This is a genomic window from Bacillus piscicola (assembly GCF_022458745.1).
In the GTDB taxonomy this organism is placed as follows: domain Bacteria; phylum Bacillota; class Bacilli; order Bacillales; family Marinococcaceae; genus Alteribacillus_A; species Alteribacillus_A piscicola.
Map to the genome: position 1 here is coordinate 159,360 of NZ_JAJJJF010000003.1, position 22,664 is coordinate 182,023.

Annotated in this window: 23 protein-coding genes; 5 read left to right on the forward strand and 18 right to left on the reverse strand. The window is 41.3% G+C overall.

Annotation, left to right across the window (positions count from 1 at the left end):
- Positions 1-5 precede the first annotated feature (5 nt).
- The 12 genes from LOR49_RS08285 to LOR49_RS08340 all read right to left on the reverse strand — a co-directional run bounded on the left by LOR49_RS08285 (position 6) and on the right by LOR49_RS08340 (position 13,103).
- Positions 6-1,070, reverse strand: a complete 1,065-nt coding sequence (locus tag LOR49_RS08285) for a TRAP transporter substrate-binding protein (protein ID WP_240375958.1) — start codon at positions 1,068-1,070, stop codon at positions 6-8.
- Positions 1,067-2,488: an amidase gene (locus LOR49_RS08290; protein WP_240375959.1), complete on the reverse strand. Its 1,422-nt coding sequence runs from the start codon at positions 2,486-2,488 to the stop codon at positions 1,067-1,069. Before LOR49_RS08290 ends, LOR49_RS08285 begins: the two co-directional genes overlap by 4 nt.
- Before the next feature lie 126 nt (positions 2,489-2,614).
- A complete protein-coding gene (locus tag LOR49_RS08295) occupies positions 2,615-3,907 on the reverse strand; it encodes a TRAP transporter large permease (RefSeq protein WP_240375960.1) in 1,293 nt (430 codons plus the stop codon).
- The gene (locus LOR49_RS08300; protein ID WP_240375962.1) at positions 3,904-4,467 is read right to left on the reverse strand and encodes a TRAP transporter small permease; all 564 of its coding nucleotides are present in this window, start codon (positions 4,465-4,467) and stop codon (positions 3,904-3,906) included. The genes LOR49_RS08295 and LOR49_RS08300 overlap by 4 nt, the downstream gene beginning before the upstream one ends.
- 28 nt (positions 4,468-4,495) lie before the next feature.
- Positions 4,496-5,548, reverse strand: coding sequence for a TRAP transporter substrate-binding protein (locus tag LOR49_RS08305; protein WP_240375963.1), 1,053 nt, complete (start codon positions 5,546-5,548; stop codon positions 4,496-4,498).
- A 100-nt stretch (positions 5,549-5,648) separates the two neighbouring features.
- Positions 5,649-6,014: a hypothetical protein gene (locus tag LOR49_RS08310; protein WP_240375964.1), complete on the reverse strand. Its 366-nt coding sequence runs from the start codon at positions 6,012-6,014 to the stop codon at positions 5,649-5,651.
- A gap of 21 nt (positions 6,015-6,035) precedes the next feature.
- Positions 6,036-6,794: an SDR family NAD(P)-dependent oxidoreductase gene (locus LOR49_RS08315; RefSeq protein ID WP_240375965.1), complete on the reverse strand. Its 759-nt coding sequence runs from the start codon at positions 6,792-6,794 to the stop codon at positions 6,036-6,038.
- A 19-nt stretch (positions 6,795-6,813) separates the two neighbouring features.
- Positions 6,814-8,016, reverse strand: a complete 1,203-nt coding sequence (locus LOR49_RS08320; RefSeq protein ID WP_240375966.1) for a dipeptidase — start codon at positions 8,014-8,016, stop codon at positions 6,814-6,816.
- Positions 8,016-9,296 (reverse strand): Rieske 2Fe-2S domain-containing protein, encoded by a 1,281-nt coding sequence (locus LOR49_RS08325; protein WP_240375967.1) that lies wholly within the window; start codon positions 9,294-9,296, stop codon positions 8,016-8,018. Before LOR49_RS08325 ends, LOR49_RS08320 begins: the two co-directional genes overlap by 1 nt.
- Positions 9,297-9,339: 43 nt before the next feature.
- Positions 9,340-9,822 carry a flavin reductase family protein gene (locus LOR49_RS08330; RefSeq protein WP_240375968.1) on the reverse strand — a complete coding sequence of 161 codons (483 nt, stop codon included), beginning with the start codon at positions 9,820-9,822 and terminating at the stop codon, positions 9,340-9,342.
- A 51-nt stretch (positions 9,823-9,873) separates the two neighbouring features.
- Positions 9,874-11,760 carry a XylR N-terminal domain-containing protein gene (locus LOR49_RS08335; protein ID WP_240375969.1) on the reverse strand — a complete coding sequence of 629 codons (1,887 nt, stop codon included), beginning with the start codon at positions 11,758-11,760 and terminating at the stop codon, positions 9,874-9,876.
- Between the two features lie 263 nt (positions 11,761-12,023).
- The gene (locus LOR49_RS08340) at positions 12,024-13,103 is read right to left on the reverse strand and encodes an LLM class flavin-dependent oxidoreductase (protein WP_240375971.1); all 1,080 of its coding nucleotides are present in this window, start codon (positions 13,101-13,103) and stop codon (positions 12,024-12,026) included.
- A gap of 244 nt (positions 13,104-13,347) precedes the next feature.
- Here LOR49_RS08340 and LOR49_RS08345 point away from each other — a divergent pair, with 244 nt between their 5' ends.
- Positions 13,348-13,731 carry a VOC family protein gene (locus tag LOR49_RS08345; RefSeq protein WP_240375973.1) on the forward strand — a complete coding sequence of 128 codons (384 nt, stop codon included), beginning with the start codon at positions 13,348-13,350 and terminating at the stop codon, positions 13,729-13,731.
- Positions 13,732-13,848: 117 nt separating this feature from the next.
- On the opposite strand, the gene LOR49_RS08350 is transcribed toward LOR49_RS08345, so the two are convergent.
- The 6 genes from LOR49_RS08350 to LOR49_RS08375 all read right to left on the reverse strand — a co-directional run bounded on the left by LOR49_RS08350 (position 13,849) and on the right by LOR49_RS08375 (position 19,194).
- Positions 13,849-14,238, reverse strand: coding sequence for a PaaI family thioesterase (locus tag LOR49_RS08350; protein ID WP_240375974.1), 390 nt, complete (start codon positions 14,236-14,238; stop codon positions 13,849-13,851).
- 12 nt (positions 14,239-14,250) lie between these two features.
- Positions 14,251-15,525 (reverse strand): TRAP transporter large permease, encoded by a 1,275-nt coding sequence (locus tag LOR49_RS08355; RefSeq protein ID WP_240375975.1) that lies wholly within the window; start codon positions 15,523-15,525, stop codon positions 14,251-14,253.
- Between the two features lie 29 nt (positions 15,526-15,554).
- Positions 15,555-16,025, reverse strand: a complete 471-nt coding sequence (locus tag LOR49_RS08360) for a TRAP transporter small permease (protein WP_240375976.1) — start codon at positions 16,023-16,025, stop codon at positions 15,555-15,557.
- Positions 16,026-16,121: 96 nt separating this feature from the next.
- The gene (locus LOR49_RS08365) at positions 16,122-17,183 is read right to left on the reverse strand and encodes a TRAP transporter substrate-binding protein (RefSeq protein ID WP_240375977.1); all 1,062 of its coding nucleotides are present in this window, start codon (positions 17,181-17,183) and stop codon (positions 16,122-16,124) included.
- 31 nt (positions 17,184-17,214) lie between these two features.
- The gene (locus LOR49_RS08370; RefSeq protein WP_240375978.1) at positions 17,215-17,994 is read right to left on the reverse strand and encodes an enoyl-CoA hydratase-related protein; all 780 of its coding nucleotides are present in this window, start codon (positions 17,992-17,994) and stop codon (positions 17,215-17,217) included.
- 12 nt (positions 17,995-18,006) lie between these two features.
- Positions 18,007-19,194, reverse strand: coding sequence for a CaiB/BaiF CoA transferase family protein (locus tag LOR49_RS08375; RefSeq protein WP_240375979.1), 1,188 nt, complete (start codon positions 19,192-19,194; stop codon positions 18,007-18,009).
- Between the two features lie 139 nt (positions 19,195-19,333).
- Here LOR49_RS08375 and LOR49_RS08380 point away from each other — a divergent pair, with 139 nt between their 5' ends.
- The 4 genes from LOR49_RS08380 (at position 19,334) to LOR49_RS08395 (ending at position 22,652) form a co-directional block, all read left to right on the forward strand.
- On the forward strand, positions 19,334-20,332 hold the full coding sequence (locus LOR49_RS08380) for a LysR family transcriptional regulator (protein ID WP_240375980.1): 999 nt from the start codon (positions 19,334-19,336) through the stop codon (positions 20,330-20,332).
- 128 nt (positions 20,333-20,460) lie between these two features.
- Positions 20,461-20,835 (forward strand): DUF2512 family protein, encoded by a 375-nt coding sequence (locus LOR49_RS08385; protein WP_240375981.1) that lies wholly within the window; start codon positions 20,461-20,463, stop codon positions 20,833-20,835.
- 87 nt (positions 20,836-20,922) lie between these two features.
- Positions 20,923-21,483 (forward strand): general stress protein, encoded by a 561-nt coding sequence (locus LOR49_RS08390; RefSeq protein WP_240375983.1) that lies wholly within the window; start codon positions 20,923-20,925, stop codon positions 21,481-21,483.
- A gap of 143 nt (positions 21,484-21,626) precedes the next feature.
- Positions 21,627-22,652: an LLM class flavin-dependent oxidoreductase gene (locus tag LOR49_RS08395; RefSeq protein ID WP_240375985.1), complete on the forward strand. Its 1,026-nt coding sequence runs from the start codon at positions 21,627-21,629 to the stop codon at positions 22,650-22,652.
- Positions 22,653-22,664 lie beyond the last annotated feature (12 nt).

Consider the following 22,664-nt stretch of genomic DNA (forward strand, 5'->3'; position numbering starts at 1 on the left):
TTGTTTTATTCCGAATATTTTTTAATTAATTCATATAGATGATCTCGATATTCTTCTCCTGGGAGCCCTTGTTCTTCTGCTTTCTCAACTGCTTCTTCTTGAATACCTGATAATATCTCGTTCCATTTATCTCTCTCTGCTTCGGTAACATCTACTACTTTTAAGCTCTCTTCTTCTTTACTCCATTCCATCGCTTCAGCCACGTGCTCATCTAAATACTTGCCTGTAAACACACTCATTTCCGCATTCAACTCATCAATTACCTTTTGCACATTTTCCGGAAGACTTTCCCACTTATCCTTATTCATAACGGCCACAAACGAGGTGACAGTTAGGGGATAGTCAGTAACGTGTTTAACCGTCTCAGCGAGTTTAAAGTCTTTTAATACCTCTCTCGATGATACATTCCCTTCAATTACACCTGTTTGCAGGGCTTCCGGAACTTCGGATTGTGACATTCCGACAGGAGCGGCCCCTAACTTTTCCATAACAGGAGTCAAACCTCCCGAAATTCGTAATTGCTTGCCTGACAATTCCTCTAAGTTGGAAATCGGGTCAATACTCTGGATATAGGCAGGTTCTGTAGCAAATGACGTGATTATTTTAAAATCTTTTAAAGCCTCTGGAGGATATTTTTCAATTAAATCATGTACAACCTGGCTGGCCACCTCGGAATTCGGATAATCTGAAGGTAGGTTAGATATTTCTATTAGTGGAAAACGTCCTGGCTCGTAGCTTGTGGAAGTAAGCCCTATGTCAGCAGTTCCCTGCGCCACCCCTTCAAACATGTTATTGGCTTCCAATAATGAACCACCAAAAAATAGATCAATCTCTACCTGTCCATCCGTTCTTTTCTCCAGTTCTTCTTTCCATTTCTCCATTTGCACCGCCGGAAACGTACCGCTTGGCGCAAAAAAAGCATACGACAATTTAATCGTTTTTTCGTTTTCAGCACCTGCTGTTTCTGACTTCTCTTCCCCGCCTCCACAAGCAACTAGGAATATTAACAATGCCGTCGACACAAAGAACCATACATAGGCCCTCTTTTGTTTCTTTTTTCGTCCCTTCATTCTTTCCCCACCTTTTCTGATTTGGTAAGCTTCGGATAATGCTCATTTTCTGCCAACTTTTTCATCCAGCTCTCTGACTGCTCATAACAGTTCCCAATATTTAAGACTTTTTTGTCTGCAAATGGCTTGCCAATCAGCTGTAAACCAACAGGAAGGTGGTGGTCTGTAAACCCGCAAGCTACGGATAAAGCAGGAAAACCTAATATATTCGCAAGCGGTGTTTTACCAAGTGTAAACATGTTGCTAATTGCTTGTTTAGGGACCATCGTGCCAATTTCAAACGGCTCTTGCACATTAGTCGGCCCAACCAGCGCGTCATAACTTGTCATTTGTTCCAGTGTCTGTTTAATAAATTGATTTCTTACCCGCTGAGCATGAATATAATCCGTTGCCGCTATATCACTGCCAAATTGGAACCGATACTTCAAGTCATCACCGTAAATCGCCTCGTACTTTTTTAATAATGGTTGATGAAACGCCATCACTTCAGATTGAGCAATAACCTTTAATGCGTCGAGTGCTTCATCAATCATAGGCAGTTCAATCGGCACAATTTCTGCCCCTAGCTCTGATAACCGGGAAAATGCCTTTTCTACTACTTTCTTGACCGAAGGCTCGATACCGGCAAACATATAACCCTCATGGAAACCAAGTTTCACTCCTGTTAAGTCTGTCCATGGTTTATTTAATTGCAAATGTGGCGATCGTTTTGGAGACCTCTCCTTGATTGCGTCCAGTATGATAGCAGCATCTTTTACCGTTCGCGTCATTGGTCCTACGTGATCAAGTGACCAGCTGAACGGAAACCCTCCTTTACGGCTTACCAAGTCGTATGTTGGCTTAAAACCGACCGTTCCGCACATTGCTGCCGGAAGCCGGATAGACCCTGCCGTATCTGTTCCCAATGCTCCAAAAGCCATGCCAGCTGCTGTTGCTACAGCAGAGCCGCCGCTTGAGCCTCCTGGAATCCTCTTTATATTCCACGGGTTTTTAGCACTTCCGAAGTGAGGATTCTCGGTTGTCGCTCCCATCGCGAATTCATGTAAATTGGCTTTTCCTATGATCACAGCTCCAGATTCTCTTAGTTTCTGTACAGGAACAGCATCTTCTTCCGGCACCCACTTTTCAAATATTTTGGAACCACCAGTAGTAGCTGTGCCTTTGGTTTGCAACATATCCTTCACCGCGATCGGAATACCATGCAGACTTCCTCTGTAAGTGCCTTGCAAAATCTCTTGTTCTGCCTGTTCAGCAGCGGCTAATGCCTCCTTGTCCATCACGGTTATAAAAGCATTTAGAGTTGGTTCATATTCTTCAATCTGGGTGATCGTGGCATTAACCAATTCAACAGGTGAAATGTCTTTGTTTTTTATTAAATGGCTGACATCTTCTATATCCGCAAATAATAGTTCCTTCAAAGATTATCCCCCTCTTCCATCTCCTCTAATAGAAAAGAAAAAGCCGGTTCTTCTGTTAAACGATCGATGTCATCTTCTTCTAAAATACCGGTCAAAAATTCACGTAATGTCATGTTAATGCCTCCTTTAAATGAAAATCAAAATAATCTGCGGGAATAATATCAACAGACCGATGAAAATGACATACGTAATAAAAAAGTAAGTAGTCCCTTTAAAAACGGTGGTTACCGGGGTGTTAGGGGTAATTCCTTGCACGATGAAAGCATTTATACCAACCGGCGGGGTAATCGCACCTAGGCTAGTAACAACACAAAGCAAGATAGCAAACCATACCGGATCGTAACCAAGCGCTAAAACTGTCGGATAAAAAATGGGGATAGAGATAATCAAGAAGCCAAGTGCATCCATGATAGCTCCGCCAATGACGTAAATAAGGAGCACTGCTATTAAAATAAATACCGGAGCCACCGGTAGAGCGCTAACCCACTCAGCAACCGCAAACGGCAGCCTCGTTATAGCCAAAAACCGCCCGAACACCATTGCTGCCACTACCAGCATCAACACCATTGCCGACGATTTGAGTGTTCCTGCCATGGCTGTTTTAAATCGGTCCCACGTCAATTTTCTCATTACAAGTGAAAGTACAATCGCTCCAAAAGCACCGAAAGCACCTGACTCGGTTGGTGTAAACCAACCTAGATAGAGTCCGCCAATAACAAAGACAAATAGCAGCATGATCGGTACTACATCTTTTAAAGATGCTAATCTATCTTTCATCGTCGATCGTTCACCTGCTGGTCCATAATCCGGATGAATCCGGCACAAATAGACAACTGTTGCTATCAATAACAAGGTAAGGAAAATACCGGGAACGATACTTGCAATAAATAAATCTCTCACAGACAGCTCCATCTGCAATGCCAGTACAATGAGTACCGTACTCGGAGGGATAATAATTCCAAGCGTTCCGCCGGTGGCAATGCTTCCTGTGCTAAGGGCTTTGTTATAGTTATATTTGTCAAGTTCCGGCATAGACATGGTTGCCATCGTGGCTGCCGTTGCAGAATTTGAACCGCTGATAGAGGCAAAACCAGCACTCGCTAAAATTGTCGTGCTAGCCATCCCCCCTCTAAAGTGACCAATCCACTTATAAGCAGAATTAAACAGTTTTTCAGCAACGCCTGTGCGAAAAATAACCTCTCCCATTAAGATATAGAGTGGGACGACACTTAAAGAGTAACTTGAAAATTGGTTCCACAAATCAGCACTTAAGAGATTGTAAGCTGCACCAGGCGAAGCATAAATCAGAACCCCAGCGAAACCGACGATGAACATCGCAAAACTTATTGGCATCCGCAAAAACATCAATAGAAACAAAACAACAATTCCGAGCAGCGCTAACACATTTGCGTCCATCATGCCCCCCCTCCCTTCCAGATGAGAATGGTCTCTTTGATTAGTGCCAACAGCAGGCTCAAGAACCCGAGCGAACAAAACATAACGATCGGATAAAATGGTACTCTCATCGTTTGGGAGACAACGCCATTATTCATCAGGTCAATGCCGTAAATCGTAATCTGCCATGCAGCAATGCTGAAAAAGATAATACTGAGGGCGTTCATAAAAGTGTGTAGCACGTGTTGTAGTAGTTTGGGAAGCTTCTTGAATAGCAAATCAATAAATACATGCCCTTTATGAAGTTGCGCATAACCAAGTGAAAAAATAGTCGTAATGGCACCAAGCCAGCTGACCATTTCTACCGTACCTGCTATCGGATCAGAAAATATTCGCTTTATGGAATTAAAAACAACTAACAACATCATGGAAATAAGAGCAATCCCGGCCAAAACGGCCAGGCTTTGGTTGCTCTTATCAATTATTTTAAAAAATGTGTTCGATGTTTCTATCCTGTCAACTTGCTTTTCCACTGGGATGTGAGGGATTTCCGTTTCTAACGAAGTGGTATGTTTATCCTCCAATTTTGTTCTCCCTCCTCATTGAGATGACTTATTCACTGTCCGTGTTATATTTCTCGATTAATTCTTTCATCTTTTCATAGTATTCCTGAGCAGGAAGACCTTCGTTTTTCGTTTCTTCTACATATTTCTTTTGCATGTTTTCTAACTTGTCATCCCATTTCCCTTGATCCTTTAACTCTACAATTTCATGACCATGGTTCTCTTTACTCCATTCAATCGCTTCTTGAACATGATTATCCAAATATTCACCTGTAAACTCGGTCATCTCCCTGTTTAATTCATCGATCACTGTTTGAACATCCTCAGGAAGACTTTCCCATTTATCTTTGTTCATGACTGCAATGAAGGTGTTTAGAGCTAATGGATAGTCAGTCGTATACCCAACCATCTCAGCAAGCTTCGAATCTTTTAAAATTTCTCTTGAAGAGACATATCCATCTACAATGCCCGTTTGCAGTGCTTCCGGGACTTCCGATTGTGACATTCCAACTGGGGCTGCTCCAAGCTCTTCCATAATCGGCGTTAAAGCTCCGGCAATTCTCAGTTGCTGCCCATCAAGATCTTCTAAGGACGTAACGGGATCGCTGCTTTGAATGTAGGCGGGCTCCGTTGCAAATGTCGTTATAATTTTATAATCCTTCAATGCTTCAGGTGGGTATTCTTCAACAAGATCAGCTACTACGTTGCTCGCAGACAAGGCATTCGCATATCCTGATGGCATATCAGAGATAGCTAGTAACGGAAAGCGTCCAGGTTCGTAGGAAGTAGAGCTGAGTCCGATATCTGCCGTCCCGCTTGCCACCCCTTCGTACATGTTATTAGCTTCTAATAAGGAACCGCCTGGAAACAGTTCAACCTCCACCTGACCATCTGTCCGTTCTTCCAAGCGTCTCTTCCACTCTTCCATTTGCACAGCTGGGAATGTATTAGCTGGAGCAAAAAAAGCATACGAGAGCTTAATCTTTTCTCCATCCTTGGCAGCACTGCTTTCATTTGCTCCAGCCCCGGAATCTTCTCCTCCGCAAGCGGTTACCATTAAAACCATTAAAGTCGTGACAAAAGCATAGATTGCTTTTTTCATTTTTTTCTCCCCTCTGAATGTTAATGAGCATCTCAATGCCCGCCTGTTCGGCTAGGGAGATGCGAGCCAGCGCCCGCACTCCGCTGTCTTATCGTTGGTTTTATTGCTTCTCTAAAAGGAAAAAGGGACGCCCTATGGATGCTTCCAATCGAAAATACCGGTCCAGACCAGCTGCCCGAAAAGAATGTGTCATATCTGTAACCGTTTGCAAATCTGGAATGTTATATAGAAAACAAGCGTGCCAATTTCCCGGACCTGCATGTCCAGCGGTTAAAATATCCCGATCAAACGTTGCCAATAACTCAGATCCGTTCTGCTTCCACTCTTCGAGAATGCGAAAGAGCTCGGGCAGGATGTCCTTTTCCTTCTGCTCCTGTGTCGTGTCAAACCATCCCGTCGATTCAAAGGTCATAAACACTCGTAACGGTTTAGGTACTTTCGGTGCGTCGTGTTTCATTTCTCCCATTTCTTTCAACTCCTTTTTTTGTTATCTCATTAATAAGCCACCATTGATATCGAAAGTTGCGCCGGTAATGTAACCAGCAGTTTCGGAGGCTAAATAAGCAGCCATTTCTGCAACCTCACCGGCTTCACCAAATCGTTTCACTGGTATACTTTCCTTCATTTTTTCAAGCTTTGCCGGGTCAATTTTTTCCATTTCCGGCGTTTCGATAGCTGCCGGCGCAATTGCGTTAACCGTAATCCCGTGTGCAGATAAAGTACGGGCAAAGACTTTCGTTAACGCCAACTGGCCAGCTTTAGAAGCACAATAATGAGCGCCGGATGTTAACGGTCCTGCTTGACCGCCAAAAGAGGACACGTTAATAATACGTCCTTGTTTTTGCTTTTTCATGATGTCAAGGACAGCCTGTGAAAAGAAAAACGTCCCTCCCAGGTTCACTGAAAGAATCAGATCCCATTCCTCTTCCGTGACATCCTCTACAGCCGTTTCTTTTCGCACGCCAGCATTATTGACTAACACATCAATGCGACCCCATTTTTCTATTACTTGATCAACGCCTTTTCGGATAGATAACACGTCTGAAACATCAAGTTCTAAAAACATGAAACGATCGGGTTCCGTCACATCTAAAGGGCCCATTTGCTTGGTTTTTTCCCATTCAGCCGCATTGTTGTCGATAAATACGACGTTCATTCCTTCAGTCAAAAACCGAGAAGCGATTGCAAGTCCAAGTCCTTGAACAGCACCAGTCACTACAGCTACTTTTCTGTCACTATCAACCACTACCTACATCCCCCCTTGCCTAATCTTTAAGAACCTTTTTCATAATTCTCATCGCATTTTTACCTGCTGCTTTCGCGATATCTTTTTGGGTATATTGCTGTTTCACAAGCCAACTGATCATGTTTTTCATTGCTTCTGTCGGGTTCTCTAACCCTTTCACATAGGAGGAGGTTTCGAACGTTTCGCCGCTATGCGAATCTGAAATCCGCAGCCTATTGTCAAAAGCGTATTGCAAAGCAGTGTGATCACCGTAAAAAGTATCCGGACCCAGTCCGACATGATCAATTCCTACCAGCTCTTTCATGTATTCAAAATGCTCCATGACTGACTCAAGCGTGTGCTCGGGTGAACTTTTGGTCAATGTCGTGTTTGGCGCTGCACATACCCCGATAAGACCCCCTTTTTCGGCACATGCTTTCAACAAATCGTCAGGTTTCATTCGTGGCGTATTCCAGAGAGTACGGGCCCCAGCATGGGTCATTAAAACGGGATCACTGCTCGCCTCAATAACATCGAAACTAGTCTCATCCCCACAGTGAGAGATATCAATAAGCATTCCTAGTTTGTTCATTCGTTCGATGACGCGACGGCCAAAATTAGTTAACCCGCCGTCTTTCTTTTCAGCAAGGCCAGAACCTAGTGTGTTGGATTCGTTATATGTAATCCCCATGCAGCGAATCCCCAATCCATAAAGAATATCAACCCGATCTATTTCATTCTCTAAAATATTGGCAGCTTCCAACGAAGGGAGCAAAGCTGTTTGCTTTCGGCGCTTAGCTGTTTTTAGATCATTATAAGAGTACGCAAGATATACAGTATCCTGCTTCTGTATATCTGCGTATCTCATACCTAACAAGTAAATAACATCCTCCCATTTCAATCCGTTTTTTGAAGTGAGGGCCGCAATACCATCCATGAAATTTTCAAAGATTACATCAATTCCTGATTGAGCGATCCCTTCATAGTGGAAGGCGGTGTGCAGTTCACTACAGTAAGGAAGAATGTCCTCATATTGCTTAGGAACAATAAACCCATGATCCCTTAATGATACAATTGGATGTTTTGTAAACAGTTCGCTTACTTTTTCTTCTTCCTCCGATGTTAAATGAGGAGAATGGTCAGGAGTTCGATTTATATCATCATCTAATTCATACAAGGTATAGTCTGCATGAGCCGTTAAATAAGAAAAGGATTGATAACCGTTGTATTTCTTTTCATTCATTATTGCTTCGTCGCTTTCTCTTTCTTCGCAAATTGCTCCTTCAAAGGAAGTGCTTCCTTCCATTGTTTGTTTTTATCATCATAGATACCATCACTATATAATGTTTTTAATGAATCATTTTGATGTTCAAACGGTTCATGACCCTCTTGTAAAGCTTGAACCTGTTGCAACAGCAAACGTCTCATCTGAATGACTGGGAGATCACTGGTCCCGAGATGCTCGTTAGAACGGTCCACGATCGGCCCCATTGTCTCTGTCGCAGCATGATCTTGGTTTGCTATACCGCGGATACCTGTGAAATTTTGTGTTTTTTGTAAATCTCGATCCTGACCGTATTCATTTTCAAGATTTTTAACTTTACGTAAGTTCTCATCCAACACTAACCCTCTGCGGTCATGCTGTGCCTCTACGTCAATCGGCCGGTCATGGGCAAACTGTACATCCCACGCCCACGTACTGTAGTCGTCACGCGGAATAAAAGCGTGCCACATTCCATCTTCTCCGTCGAACCGAGGTGGAAACGTGTAAAAAGGAAAAATGTAGTGTATTTCCATAAAAGCATTTTTTTCTTCATCGCCAATCCCTACTGCTACGCAGCGCTTGCCATAGTTCGTATCTTCTACTGCCTGCTTAACGGGAGGATTTTTCACAAGCGGATGGTTTGGATCAATGCCTAAATCCGTACTTAAAATTCCCTCTTCCACTGCCTGGGACCCGTGAGCCCGATGTAAAAATGCAGCGTGAACAAAGTCAACATCATTCTCCATCACTTGCAGATAGTTACATTCCTGCCACACTCGTTCTACTAATATATTTTCCTCAGGGAGCCCCATCCAATAAAAATAAGGGAATGGCGGCTGCTTTTCTTCAGGGCCCATATATGTCCATATAATCCCACTTACTTCCTTTATCGGATAATTCTTTAATTTAATTGATTGTCTAAATTTACCGTCTTTTGCTTCGGAAGGAATTTCTGTACAATTTCCATCTGTGTCAAATTTCCAGCCATGATACATACAGCGAATCCCGCATCCATCATTAATCCCATAATATAAGGAAGTTCCTCGGTGCGGACACCGTTCATCAATTAAACCTACTTTTCCCTCTGTGTCACGAAAGGCTACCAAATCTTCGCCTAGTAATTTTACCCGTTTTGGTTTTCCGTCACTTTCTAATTCATCAGATTGTAGAGCAGGGATCCAATATCTGCGAAACAGGTCTCCCATCGGCGTGCCAGGATCTGTTTGTGTAATTAATTGATTTTTTTCCTTTGATAACATCGGTCATACCTCCTAATAGTATTGATGTTTATATAGATAGAGGTCACGTTGCCTCTGTCATAGCCAGTTCACCCATTTTCCCTCTAAAGAACAACAGCGGCTCCTTTTCATTATCGTAATCCACCGATTTCACGCGTCCGGTTACGATATAGTGATCGCCTCCCTCCAAAATGGCATCTACGTCACAGTGAATGGTTGCCAGGTTCCCCTTTAAAATCGGCACCCCGTCGTGTGAAAAATCATATGCACACCCTACGAACTTATCTTCTGATCTTTTCGCAAAGCGCCAGCAATCTTCCGATTGATTCTTCTCTAAGATATTGACAGCAAATGGCTGATCTTTCATAAATGCTTCCATGCTGCTTGATTTTTTATCAATGCAAACTAGAATTAGCGGCGGGTCTAAAGAGAGTGATGAAAATGCATTTGCGGTCATTCCGATCAGTTTGTTTTCTGTCTTTCCTGTAATGACCGTTACTCCTGTTGCAAATTGTCCAAGCGTATCTCTAAACTTCCTAGCATCCATTTCAGTCATTCCTCCTCTATTTGTGAAGTGTAGGTGGCCCTTTCCTACTTTTTATACTTTCCCGAGCATTAGGAAAATCTGTAACGATAATTGTACTTCAAACCGATCATTTGAATGCGCCAAATTAATTTGAAGTAGTTCTTCAATCTTCTGGATACGATATCGCATTCCACTGATAGATATCGCCATTTCACGTGCTGTTTTGTGCAAATTAAACTCATTTTGTGAATAATAAAACAACGTTTGCAGCAATTCAGCATTCCTTTTTTTATCGTAGTCTAGTACTGGTTCTAAGTTTTGTTCAGCAAAGTTCTTCAACTCTTCAGGCTCTCTGGCATATAGAAGCAAGGATAAGTGCCCCAGCTCACTCGCTAATATCACTCGCGAGGATGTTGATCGTATACTTGCGAGATCAGCTGCTTGTTCTGCTTCCTTCGCCCGTTTATAAAAATCTGAAATTTGCTTAGTTACTTCACTGACTCCAATATAAATTCGATAATTCTTGCCATGTAGTTTTTTCAGCAGAGCCTCTGTAAATCTTTTAACTGTGCGGCTTTGGTGAGTAATCCATTCTTCGGACACAATTGCTTGAGCACTCGTCCACTTTGTTAAAAGAAGCATATTGGAGCTGTATTTATTCTGTTCTTGGTAGAATGCATCCAATTTTTCGCGGATTTCTAATTGATCTTTATTTTCAGGACGTGAAACCTCATCATCGCTTAAGTCTTTCATTTTAATATGGAGGACGTAATGAGGTTTCGTTAAGTCATAGCCTAAATAAGAGAAACGACTGTAAATCTCTTCAGTGTTTGTTTCTTTACTATTCAGCAGCTGTTCGAGTAATTCTCCTCTCAGGCGCTGTTCTGTTTCAATCGCTATTCGCTCGTTCTGAACCTGTAATGCAGCCACAGTGGCAGCTCTTTCTAAAAGATCCGTGTAAAATGGATCCACTTTGTGATTAAGCGCAATCGTTAGAAATCCATAAATTTGGCTCCTTACTGTTATAGGCAAGGTTACTAATTTAAACGTTTGTCCGGGGATCTCCGCTTCCAGCACTTCATCCAGCGGGATATCCTCCGTGTTGCGGGGCAATGCTTTTTCCGCTGTGATGTTTGTACTCATGCCTTTTGTAATGCCATAAGATGCAATTTCCTTGAATTGCCTGTCCTCCACCTTTACTTGACACTGAAGACTTTCTCCCAGTATTTTAGCGAAAGCAGCAAATCCTTTTCCTTGAAGAAGTGCTCTATTTAATTTCCGGCTAAGAGAATATCCAACCTCAAGCCTTTCTTTTTGCTGTTCCACCTTTCGATACATATGGTCCAGTTCGCCCGACATATCGTCATCTTTGTAATAGAATAGTTCTTCGTCTATTTCATCCTCCCATTCTTCCTCAGCTTTTCCTAAATAGCTGCAATAGTCATCTCCCTTTCCTTTACACTTAATTTCTTTAAAAATAATATTCTTTCCCATACAAGCACTCGTGTATCCGCTTGCATATCCCACTAGATAATAGCAAACTGGTTCATGGTATTTAGAGAAGTATTGCAAGTGCTGCCTGGCTTCATAAGAGTCAATCCAATAACCAGACACATTAAAAGTTCCTTTTTCGATATCTACTTGGAAATTTTCAGGGTAAGAATAGGCCCTTCCTGTTAGATGATGAAGCTTAGAGCCCGCTACAAGCCAATCCAAATCACTTTCCCAAGCAATTGACTTTTTTAGAATCTTGGCTTCGTGCTCCCCACATTGATACCCGTAGCGAAGTAAAAACCTTTTCGCCCGCTGAACTCCAAGGGCATTAATTAAATCTTTGCGCAGTAAGCCCCAGGCATCAGCACTCGCTAATATTAGCTCTAAGTTTTTCCACTTCTCTCCTGTACGCTCCGTAACATTAATTAAATGGTTTAAAGTAAATTCACTGGCTTTCACATTCACGGGACCAACCTCACCTTCATGTTGTTTTGTGATTGTTGTCTTTATTTTGACACTTTTCAACAAAATAAGAAAGGTTTTGTGTTACTCCCTGTGATCATTCAGCCAACCATCCATTACGATGAAAACGCCGCAGTTTACTGAAAAGTCTTTGCTACAACGGTTGTTTGTCATACAGATGAATGGGAAGGACAGGCTGGTATGTTGATTGTATGGGTTGATTTGGCACACCGATCTTCCCCTCTCCTTCTAAAGGTCGCTCTACACTAATTTACTAATTGCTTTTCTTTTTTTGTTCCTTGAAAAGCAGGCATAATTTCTTTACTGAATAAATCCTGAGTACGGATCGTTTTCCAATGCTCTATCCCTGCAAATGTACAAAGGAGGGATACTTCAGACAATTCAGGGCAATCTTTTATAATGTTTCTTACTTTTGTTTTCATTTCATCCGGAGATCCTACCCAAACATAGTCATCATCCAATAATTTTTGATAGGGAATCTCCGCCAGTGCTTCCAAAGCACCACTTGCATAAAAGCCAAAGTCTTTATTTGCTAGTTCTGCTTTCGGCGGCAACTCTGTCATAGGTGACACATTGCCTTTCATGAATTGTCTAATATACGGCTCTGCTTCTTCTCTCGCTCTATCCCCATCGTTATCTAAATACATGGCTTGTACGTATACGATATCAGGTGTATTTCCATGCTTCTTACAAACTTCACGGTAAAGAGCTAATTGGCCGGCTACGTGGTCAAGTGGGAGCATTGGTGTAATTAAAACCCCCCAGCCCTTCTGCCCAGCTAATTCATAGTTGTGATTACTTGCGCCTCCTGTAAAAATGCGAGGTTTTTTCATTGGTCTTGGCACTACTCTCACATTATCGACATTAAAATACTCTCCATTATAGGAGAAACTCTCCTCTTCCAACGCTTTTTCTAAAATCTCAAGAGATTCTAGAAAACGGCCACGCGATTCCTCGAGGGGTATAGAAGCTTTCGGAAACACCCAAGCATGACCGCGGCCTACTGCAAGTTCCAATCTCCCACCTGTTAAGATGTCTGTAACCGCCACTTGTCCGGCCAATACCATCGGATTATGGAGCGGAAGCACGTGAGAGCAAGTTCGAAAACGTATATTTTCAGTACGCTGTGCTGCCGCAGCATACAGTGCCATCGGGTTAGCAGAAATGGAAAACTCTTCAAACCAGTGATGTTCTAACGTGTTAAACGTACTAAATCCTCTTTTATCTGCATGTTCAATTTGCTCAAGAATTTCCTGGTAAACTTGCGCATGAGTTTTTTTATTACGTTCTGGGTTTTGTAATTCTGCATATATTCCGAAATTCAACAATATCCCCCTTTCAGAAAACAGTTGAAAATGGACGAATATAACGAAAGAAATTTTTGAATATTTTATTTATACTCACAGTTTATTGGAGACGTTCTTTCTAAACAATAAACGTTTATGTTTAAAAATTTATAATTTTTAAACCTATCCATACTAAATGTTGCTTGACGCTGCTTTCTTATTGAAAACGTGTGCTAAGATAAACTTGATATTTTACTATTATCTTCAGAAAGGATGTTTTTTTGTGATAAGTAAAATGGAACACGTCGCAATTATCGTGACGGATATCGACCGCTCTATTGATTTCTACACAAACTTATTTGGCTTCAGGTTACGGTTGCGTGGCAAAAACCCAAATCGAGAGATGGCGTTTCTGTATTTAGAGTCCCAAAAAGACATGGAAATTGAACTGATTCGGGATATTCAACCACTTGATGAATATAGTAAAGATGGAAACGTCAACCATCTCGCTTTTACTGTTGAAGACATAGATAAAGCGATACTTTATTATAAAGAAAAAGGGATTGAATTTTTATCAGGAGAGCCGAAACCAACACTGGAAGGGGGAAGGATGATACTATTTCGCGGGCCTGATGAAGAACTGCTTCAATTTGTGGAAAGGCTTTAAAAAATAGATTCTTTATGCTCATATGATCGTATACACAATAAATTTTTACTTTATTTAGCTATCGATCATACGAGCATAATCAAACTCCTGCTGCTTTGCTCATATCTAGATAAACTATTACTCCATAGCAACAAAGGTAGCTGTTGTTACACTTAACAACTCCTGTCTATCATTTTCCACCGTACCTTCTGTAAACAATACCTTCTTTCCATCTTTAACAAAGCGAGCTTTCGCTGCTAAGCAACCTTGTGTTTCAGCTTTTAAAAATGACGTTTTAAATTCTACAGAAACGTAGAATTTTTCTTTATATTTTGATACTAGATATCCGAATGCAGTATCCACCAAATAGGCATGAACCCCGCCATGAACAATCCCTGCAGGATTTAACATCGTATGCTTAACGGGACAGTGTATGATACTTTTCTTAGCGTCTTCATCAAAAGAAACCTGAAATTCGAGTTGCTGAAACAAGGAATTATTCTCATATTCATTTATATCTATGTTCAAGTAGAATACCTCCTAATTTAATAAGTTAGGAATAAATAAGCTTATGGAAGTAATGTAAGTTACAAGTAACAATACCAGCAGCATAGCTAGTATAAAATATTTTAAAAATGGCAGCGTCTCAACCAGCCTTGTATTACCCACTTGACAAGCTGTCAACAATACTGACGCAACCGGAGGTGTCTGCTGTCCAATAGCAAGATTGACAGTTAAGATAATCCCAAAATGCACGGGATCTATCCCGATCTGGTTAACTAGTGGCATTAAGATAGGCACTAACATGATAACCGCAGCGGAGGCATGCAAGATCATCCCCACCATCAAGAAAAGGATATTGATTATGATCAATATAAGTTGTTTGTTCTCAGTTATAGCAAGTACCGACGCTGCCACTTCCTGAGCAAGTTGAGCATTAGTAATATACCAACCCAGAAGAGCGGATCCTGAAATAATCATCATTATTACTGCTGTATGCTTGGCAGAGCCGAGTAAAATAGATGGCAAATCACGCCATTTCAACTTTTTGTAAATAAATACCCCTATAAGTAAGGCTGTAATTACTGCAACCCCTGCCGCTTCCGTAGGAGTAAAAATACCGCCTAGGATCCCCCCTAAAATTATTATAGGAAGCAATAAAGCCCAAAATGCTTCTTTAAAAGATTGCCACACATTTTTTAAAGAAAAAGGTGCTTCCGATCCAAAATTATATTTCTTAGCGTAAAAGTAGGATAATACCATAAGGGTAAGCCCTACTAAAATGCCGGGTATTATACCCGCCATAAACATTTGGCCAATATCTACTCCGGCAATCACACCGTACAATATTAGATTCATACTAGGGGGTATTAATATCGCCATTGTCGAAGCACAAGCAACAAGCGTAACTGCAAAACCCGCTGGATAATTTTTCTTTCTCATCTCTGGTATCAAAACGCTTCCCAGTGCTGCTGCGTCAGCAGTTGCCGATCCGGAAATCTCAGCAAAAAACAAGGATGTCAATACAGTAACATGTGCAAGAGCCCCTCTCATAAACCCAATCATACTAGTAGCAAAATTTATCAAGCGCCGTGTCAAATCACAAGCATTCATCAACTCTCCTGCAATCATAAACAAGGGAATCGCAAGAAGAGGGAAGCTGTTAACCCCATCGAACATGACAACAGGGATAATCTCTAGTGAAACGGTACTGAAAAACAGTAAAAAAATTAAACCAGTAATCGCTAATGCAAACCCTATAGGCATACTCATTAGCACCATAGCAAACAAAACTGTAACCACTATGATTATCATTTGCTCACCTCCTATCTCCATCCCTTAATCTAATGAACAGAATCCGCTCTTTCAGTGAATAATTGAATGGCCTGCTTAGCAAAGCCGCTAAACATAATAAGACCGCTAATAGGTATAACACAGTACACCAAACCCATAGTGATCGGTAACGTTAATGCCTTGTTGTCTAGATTATCAATCGATACAATCGTTCCAAAATATACAAGTAAACAAGAAAAAATTAATAAACTTACATGTACGCCAACTTTAATTATCAGTTGAAGAGAAAATGGGATAGTTTTTGTTAAAATATCTACATTAATGTGCTTTTTCTCGATTACAGCCCATGAAGAACCAAGAAACGTGACCCAAACGAGAATATAACTGGATAACTCTCCTGTCCATGAAGCAGCATTATCTAACACATATCTAGTAAACACACCGTAACCAACTGAGAACACCATCATAACCATTAATAAAATTAATGTTCCTTTTATCAGACGAGAAAATAATGTAATCATAGCCATTACCTCCATTGGAGATGGTAACCTTCCCGGAAACGAAAACCGGGCCGTCCGGGAAGGTTAAATATAAAAAACAAACAACTACTTCTCCATTTACTTTGCTGCCTCAACGACTTTATCAACAAATTCAGGGTCTATTTTATTTTTTATAATATCTATAACAGGATCCATTTCTGATTGAAATGCTTCCACATTGGCTTGATTCACTTCCATTCCCTCCTGTTCAAAATAATCCAATAATTCTCCATCTAATTCTTCGGCCTGTTTTCTAATCTCGTCACCAGCATAACGCCCAGCTTCAAGAATGATCTTCTGATGTTCACCGGATAAGCTGTCAAACCACTTTTTGCTTGCTATCATATAAGCAGGAGAATATACATGATTTGTTACGGAAAGATATTTTTGAACTTCTTCCATTCGAGCACCTTTCGTATTAGATAATGGACCCTCTTGACCATCAATGACACCTTGCTGCAATCCTGTAAACACTTCGCCGAAGTCCATAGCTATAGGATTAGCGCCAAAATGAGAAAACAATGCCATGCGGATTTCACTCTCAGGCACCCTTATTGATAAGCCTTCTAAATCCTCCGGTTCTGTAATGGGTTTTTCATTGTTCGTTACTTGCCTGAAACCTGCCTCCCAGAAGCCGATCCCAACTAAATCCTTTTGCGGTAACATTCCCCTCAAATCTTCTTCCCAAATTTCTCCGTGAGCAATTTGCTCTACCTTCTCACGATTAGCAAACAAAAAAGGGATATCGAAAACACCAAATTCAGGCACTAAACTCGTTAAGGCAGTAGATAATAATGTGCTTTCAATGTTTCCTTGTCGCAAAGCATTTAATACCGAAGTGTCAGAGCCAAGTTGGCTATCTGGAAACAACTCAACTTCAATTTCTCCGTCTGAATGCTCTTCCACATAATCTTTAAACAAAACTACCGTATCATAAGGTAAAGAACCTTCTCCAGGTCCGAACGCAACTTTCATCGTTGTTGTTTCCTCCGCGGTCGCTGTTTTTTCTCCTTTTTCATCACCATTACCGCCACTGTCTGCTGTGGAAGTCGTTTCGTCTTGTCCCCCGCAAGCACTAATAACGAACATCATGGCCACAATCAGAGTAACCAAAAATAAAAACTGTTGAGATTTCTTCACTTGAATCCCCCCTATAGATTTTAAGAGACAATTATCTATTAAAATTCGGCTTTCTTTTATTTAAAAAAGCAGTAATTCCTTCTTGATAATCTTCACTATCAAAAGAATCATATATTCGTCGGTTCATTTCATCGGTTTCATCCTGCACTCCATCACAAACATCTTGAACAATCTTTTTAGAACCTTGTATGGAAGTCAAAGAATTAGCGGCAATTCTTTCAGCATACTTGTAAACCTCTAATTTTAAATCCTCAGGGGGATATATTTGATTTACCAGTCCCATGTTTTTTGCTTCTTCAGCTAGTATTTTTCTCCCTGAATACAATATGTCTTTCGTGTGAGCTGGCCCTACAAGATCAACAAGCTGCTTAATACCGAATAAGTTATATACCATCCCTAATTTTGCAGGAGTTATGGCAAATATAGAATCACTTGATGCAAAACGTAAGTCACATGTGAGCGCAATTTCACATCCTGCCCCTATGCAATAACCTTGAATCATAGCGATTGTCGGTTTATTTAAATGGAGGAGAGCCTGTTCAACCTTTTCTGCAAAAGTATTGTATTCTTTGGCTAATTGCGAGGATGCACGCACAGAGTTAAACTCACCGATATCGGCACCTGCAGAAAATGACCTTTCGCCTTGTCCTCTAATTACTACAGCTCTCACCTTGGAGTTATTTCGCAGTTCCTCTACAATTTCTCCGAGACCTTCCCACATTTCTATCGATATGGCATTACGTTTTCCGGGTCGGTTCAAATAAATTGTAGCTATTGATCCCTCTGTCTGTGCATAAATACAGTCCCCCATCAATTTACCTCCTTATATTATTCCTTTTTCCTGAAGATTTTGAATCTCATCGTCATGCATCTGTGTGTGTTCTCGTAGTATTTCAAAATTGTGTTCTCCTAACATGGGAGCAGCCATTCCAACACCACCCGGGGTTTCTGACATTTTTGCTGGAATCCCAAGTACGTCCAGTTTACCTATAGTGGGATGATCAATTTCTTGTACCATGTCCCTAGCTAACACATGCGGATCGGACAAAGCTTGATCATACGTGTTGATCGGGCCACCTGGAACACCTGCTTCGTCTAACTTTTCCACCCAAAAATCAGTACCTTCCGTAACAAGTATCTCTTCAATAAGCTTTTCTAGAATATCTACATTTTTTATACGATCATTTGGCGATGCAAATCTTGGGTCTTGCACCCACTCTGACCTATTGACAACATGGTAACAAAAACGTTCCCAGTTGCTTTGATTGGCGCCTCCCACAAGGACATACCCATCTTTTGTTTTGTAAGCTTGATATGGAGCACTTATCCGATGTCTTGAGCCGGTTGGTTTCGGTACGGTTCCTTCAGCAAAATAAGAAGCTGCTTCCCATATCGTCCAGGCTAATCCTGCCTCCATGATGGAAACATCAATATATTGACCCACACCAGATTTAAGTTTGTAAATATACGCAGCTAATATAGAGTATAAAGCTGTTACCCCCCCTGCTAAATCGTTAATGGCTATTCCTACTTTCACCGGCCTCCCTCCCGGTTCACCTGTCATACTCATTAACCCCGTCATTCCTTGTGCCATAATGTCAAACCCTCTTTTATCCCGATATGGGCCTGTCTGCCCAAACCCAGAAATGGAGCAGTAAATAATTTCTGAATTCACTTTTTTAACATCTTCATATCCTAAACCTAGCTTAGACATAACTCCGGGACGAAAGTTCTCCACTATTACATCTGCTCCTTTTGCCAACTCCAAAAAAATCTCTTGTCCCTTCTTTTCTTTCAAATTTAATGTTAAACTTTTTTTGTTACGATTAATTTGCATAAAGTTAGCGCTTTCCCCTTTAATAAATGGTGCAGTTGACCTTGTATCATCACCTTTTTGTTTTTTTTCGATTTTAATTACTTCTGCACCTAAATCACCCAGCACCATTGTACAGTAGGGGCCTGCCATTACTCTGGTTAAATCAAGAACTTTCATACCCTCTAATGCCTTCATGTTTTACGCTCCCCTCCATATTTTAAACTTCTTATTACTGAATAGTTGAAATTCTTTAATTTATGATATAATTAAAAACAATCTTTCTGTTATGAAAAAATGGAATCGCTAAATTAAACATACCCGAGAGGAGTCTGCTATGAACATACATGACTTAGAGATTTTATTAGCTGTTTCAAAAGAGAAGAGTTTAAGATCAGCAGCTGAATCTTTGAATTTAACGCAATCAGCCATTAGCAAAAAGATCAAATCTATAGAAAAAGATCTGGAAGTTACCTTATATAATAGAAATAACCGAGGAATTACCCTTACTGATGAAGGCCGTGAGTTTTTACAATATGCTAATCGGGCTTTAGATATATTAAAGGAAGGCATACATACAGTAAAGTTAAAACATGGGCATAACAAAATAATAAAAGTAGGAGTAGCTCCACCATTGATTTCAATGGTAGAGAAATTCTGTCACTTTTTCTTAAGCAAGCAAAACACAGTTGAAATTGTCACTTCAAATTCACCTAATATCATTAAAAAACTCCATGAAGGGGCATTTGACTATGGCCTATTCGGATCCCACTTAACACCCGGAAAACTTAATGCAGTACGGGTTCATCAACAATACTTTTACTTGGTCGGAAAACGTATTTTTTTGAAGGATTTTGAGAAGTTTAATGACCTAACATTAACATTCATTCGTGCCGATTTTATTAAAGCTTTATCAACACTTCCGATGGTTTTACCCCAAAGAGGAATAAATGTAAGAGAAATTATAGATGATATGTATGACCATGAACTGATACAGAATCCTTACGTTGTTGCGGAAGCAGACACATTAGATTTAATTGAGTACTTTGTAAAACACCAATATGGCTGTGCGTTTGTTCCCCAAACAAAATTCAACCCATTAAACGATTGCCTCCCCACTGATGATGCCTCCACGAGGCTACGTATACAATCAAACAGCAAAAACGATTTATATCGAGTGCCTGTTGATTTTCTTTTCCCAACACGATACGTTTATTTTGCCCAGGCACCCCATATTAAAGAAGACATCGTAACAAAAGTGCGTCTGACTTACAAACATAGCTACATAAAAGATAACCGTCTCTGGAAGGATTTACAAAATGAGAACATACCCTAACAAAGAATCTTTTTTGTTGAAAAGTGTTTTTAAATGTTTGGCTGTGAATCAAGCTGGAAATAAGCACATATAAGAGCAGCATGAGGGAATAATAAAATTGTCTGTTCAAGGAGGGAAGGAGCTTTATCATGGAACATGTAAAAGCATTGCTCTTTAAAGGAGTTATGACTTTCTTCGCATTGTGGCTTATTTTGACGGTCGGCTTTGGTGTTACGGTAGGAAACGTTCTCATTCTCACGGTTATAATCGGTGCCATTTCTTATCCTTTCGATTTGTTTATTTTGCCGAGAATTTTAAATTTCCCGGCGACAGTTACTGATTTCGTCGTTTCCTTGTTTATTATCTGGTTATTTGGCCTCGCCTTTTTCACACCAGACATTCCTACTATATATGCTTCCTTACTTGTAGCTCTTGTCCTGGCGTTTGGCGAGTATTATTTTCACACGTATCTTGCTACACACTTGCTGCCGTCCAACAACCGTCTGCGCATGGATACCCAATAGCGCGATCAAAAAAATGAGTTTTCCTTCTAGATGCACAGGGTATTGCATGAAAGAAAGCTCATTCCTTGTTAAGGAGGTTCGCCAGCCATGCAAAAGAAAATTATCGGCGGTGTATTCCAAGATCAGCAAGACGCCATCAATGCAATTGAGGCTTTGAAAATGGATGGTTATGCGACGGAAGACATTTCGGTCTTTTCAAAAAATGACAATGATTTGGATGCACTTCGTAATAAAACAGAAGCGGAATCTTTAAACCGGTCCACTGAAACTGGAAAAGGCAAAAACGTCGGTAAAGGTGCAGGTATTGGGGCTGGCAGCGGTGGTATCCTTGGCGCCATTGTCGGTCTGGGGTTAATCGCTATCCCAGGCTTCGGACAAATTGCTGCTGCAGGACCGATAGCGGCTGCCCTTGGCGGTGCAGGAGTTGGTGTCGGCGGCGGCGGAATTGTCGGTGCTCTCGTCGGGGCCGGCATACCGGAAGAGCACGCAAAAGACTATGAAAGCTATTTAAAACGAAATTATATTGTAGTGCTTGTGGAAGCTGATACGGAGAATGAATCCGGTGTTTATGATACCTTTGCAACCCACCGTACAGCGAACACCCATATGTACCCACAAGATTATCACGGCGGCGGGCATATGCGTTAATCCCCCTCCCCTAGTTGACCAGGCTTGATTCACGCCTGGTCATTTTTAATGATTTAGCTCATATTGTTTTCACTGTTTCTTTATCATTGCTACACTAGATGGGAAATCTAAATTACTATATCAATGAAGGAAGTGGCAAGACCATGGCTCGAATCAGAAGCGAGAAACGACTTCAAGATATTCGTTTTTCGGTCCTTGACCTGTCGTCCATTAAGGAAAACAGCACGATCTCCGAATCGTTTCAGCATACGCTTGAATTAGCACGCCATACGGAGAAGCTTGGTTATCACCGCTTTTGGATGGCTGAACATCATAATATGCCATTTATCGGTAGTTCAGCCACCTCTGTTCTTATTGGCCATGTCGCAGGCGGTACTTCCACCATCCGGGTAGGTTCAGGTGGCATCATGCTCCCCAATCATGCCCCGCTCGTAATTGCAGAACAGTTTGGAACACTCGAGTCACTCTACCCCGGCCGTATTGATCTTGGGCTCGGGCGCGCCCCTGGCACGGATCAGCTGACAGCTCAGGCGCTTCGCCGCAATAGCAATAGTGGCGGTCATGATTTCCCGCAACAGCTGGAAGAACTGCGTACCTATTTTGATCCATCCCGCTCCTCTCAACCAATGCCAATCCGGGCTTTTCCCGTGAAAGACATTGATATTCCAATTTGGCTGCTCGGATCAAGCGGCTTCAGTGCCCAGCTAGCTGGCCAGCTCGGCCTGCCGTATGCGTATGCGAGTCATTTTTCACCTGACAATACTTTGCCGGCTCTGGACCTATACCATCGCACCTTTCAGCCATCAGACGTGCTTTCTGAACCGTATGCGATGGTCTGCGTGAATGTAGTGGCAGCTGAAACGGACGAAGAAGCAGCCTTTCTCAGTACTTCCTTGCAGCAGCAATTTCTAAATCTAATTCGGCGTACCGAAAAACCCTTGCAACCACCCGTTGAAAACATGGAAGAAATGTGGAATGAACAGGAAAAAGCAGCACTCCATCATCAACTTGGAACCTCTATTATTGGCAGTCCTGAAACAACCGCACAAAAATTGCAGGATTTCGCAGATGACACCTTGGCAAATGAATTAATGATTCATTCACAAATCTACGACCATCAGGCGCGGCTGCGTTCTTACGAAATTGTCGCGAACATTTTTCACGAATAAGTTACTTCTGTA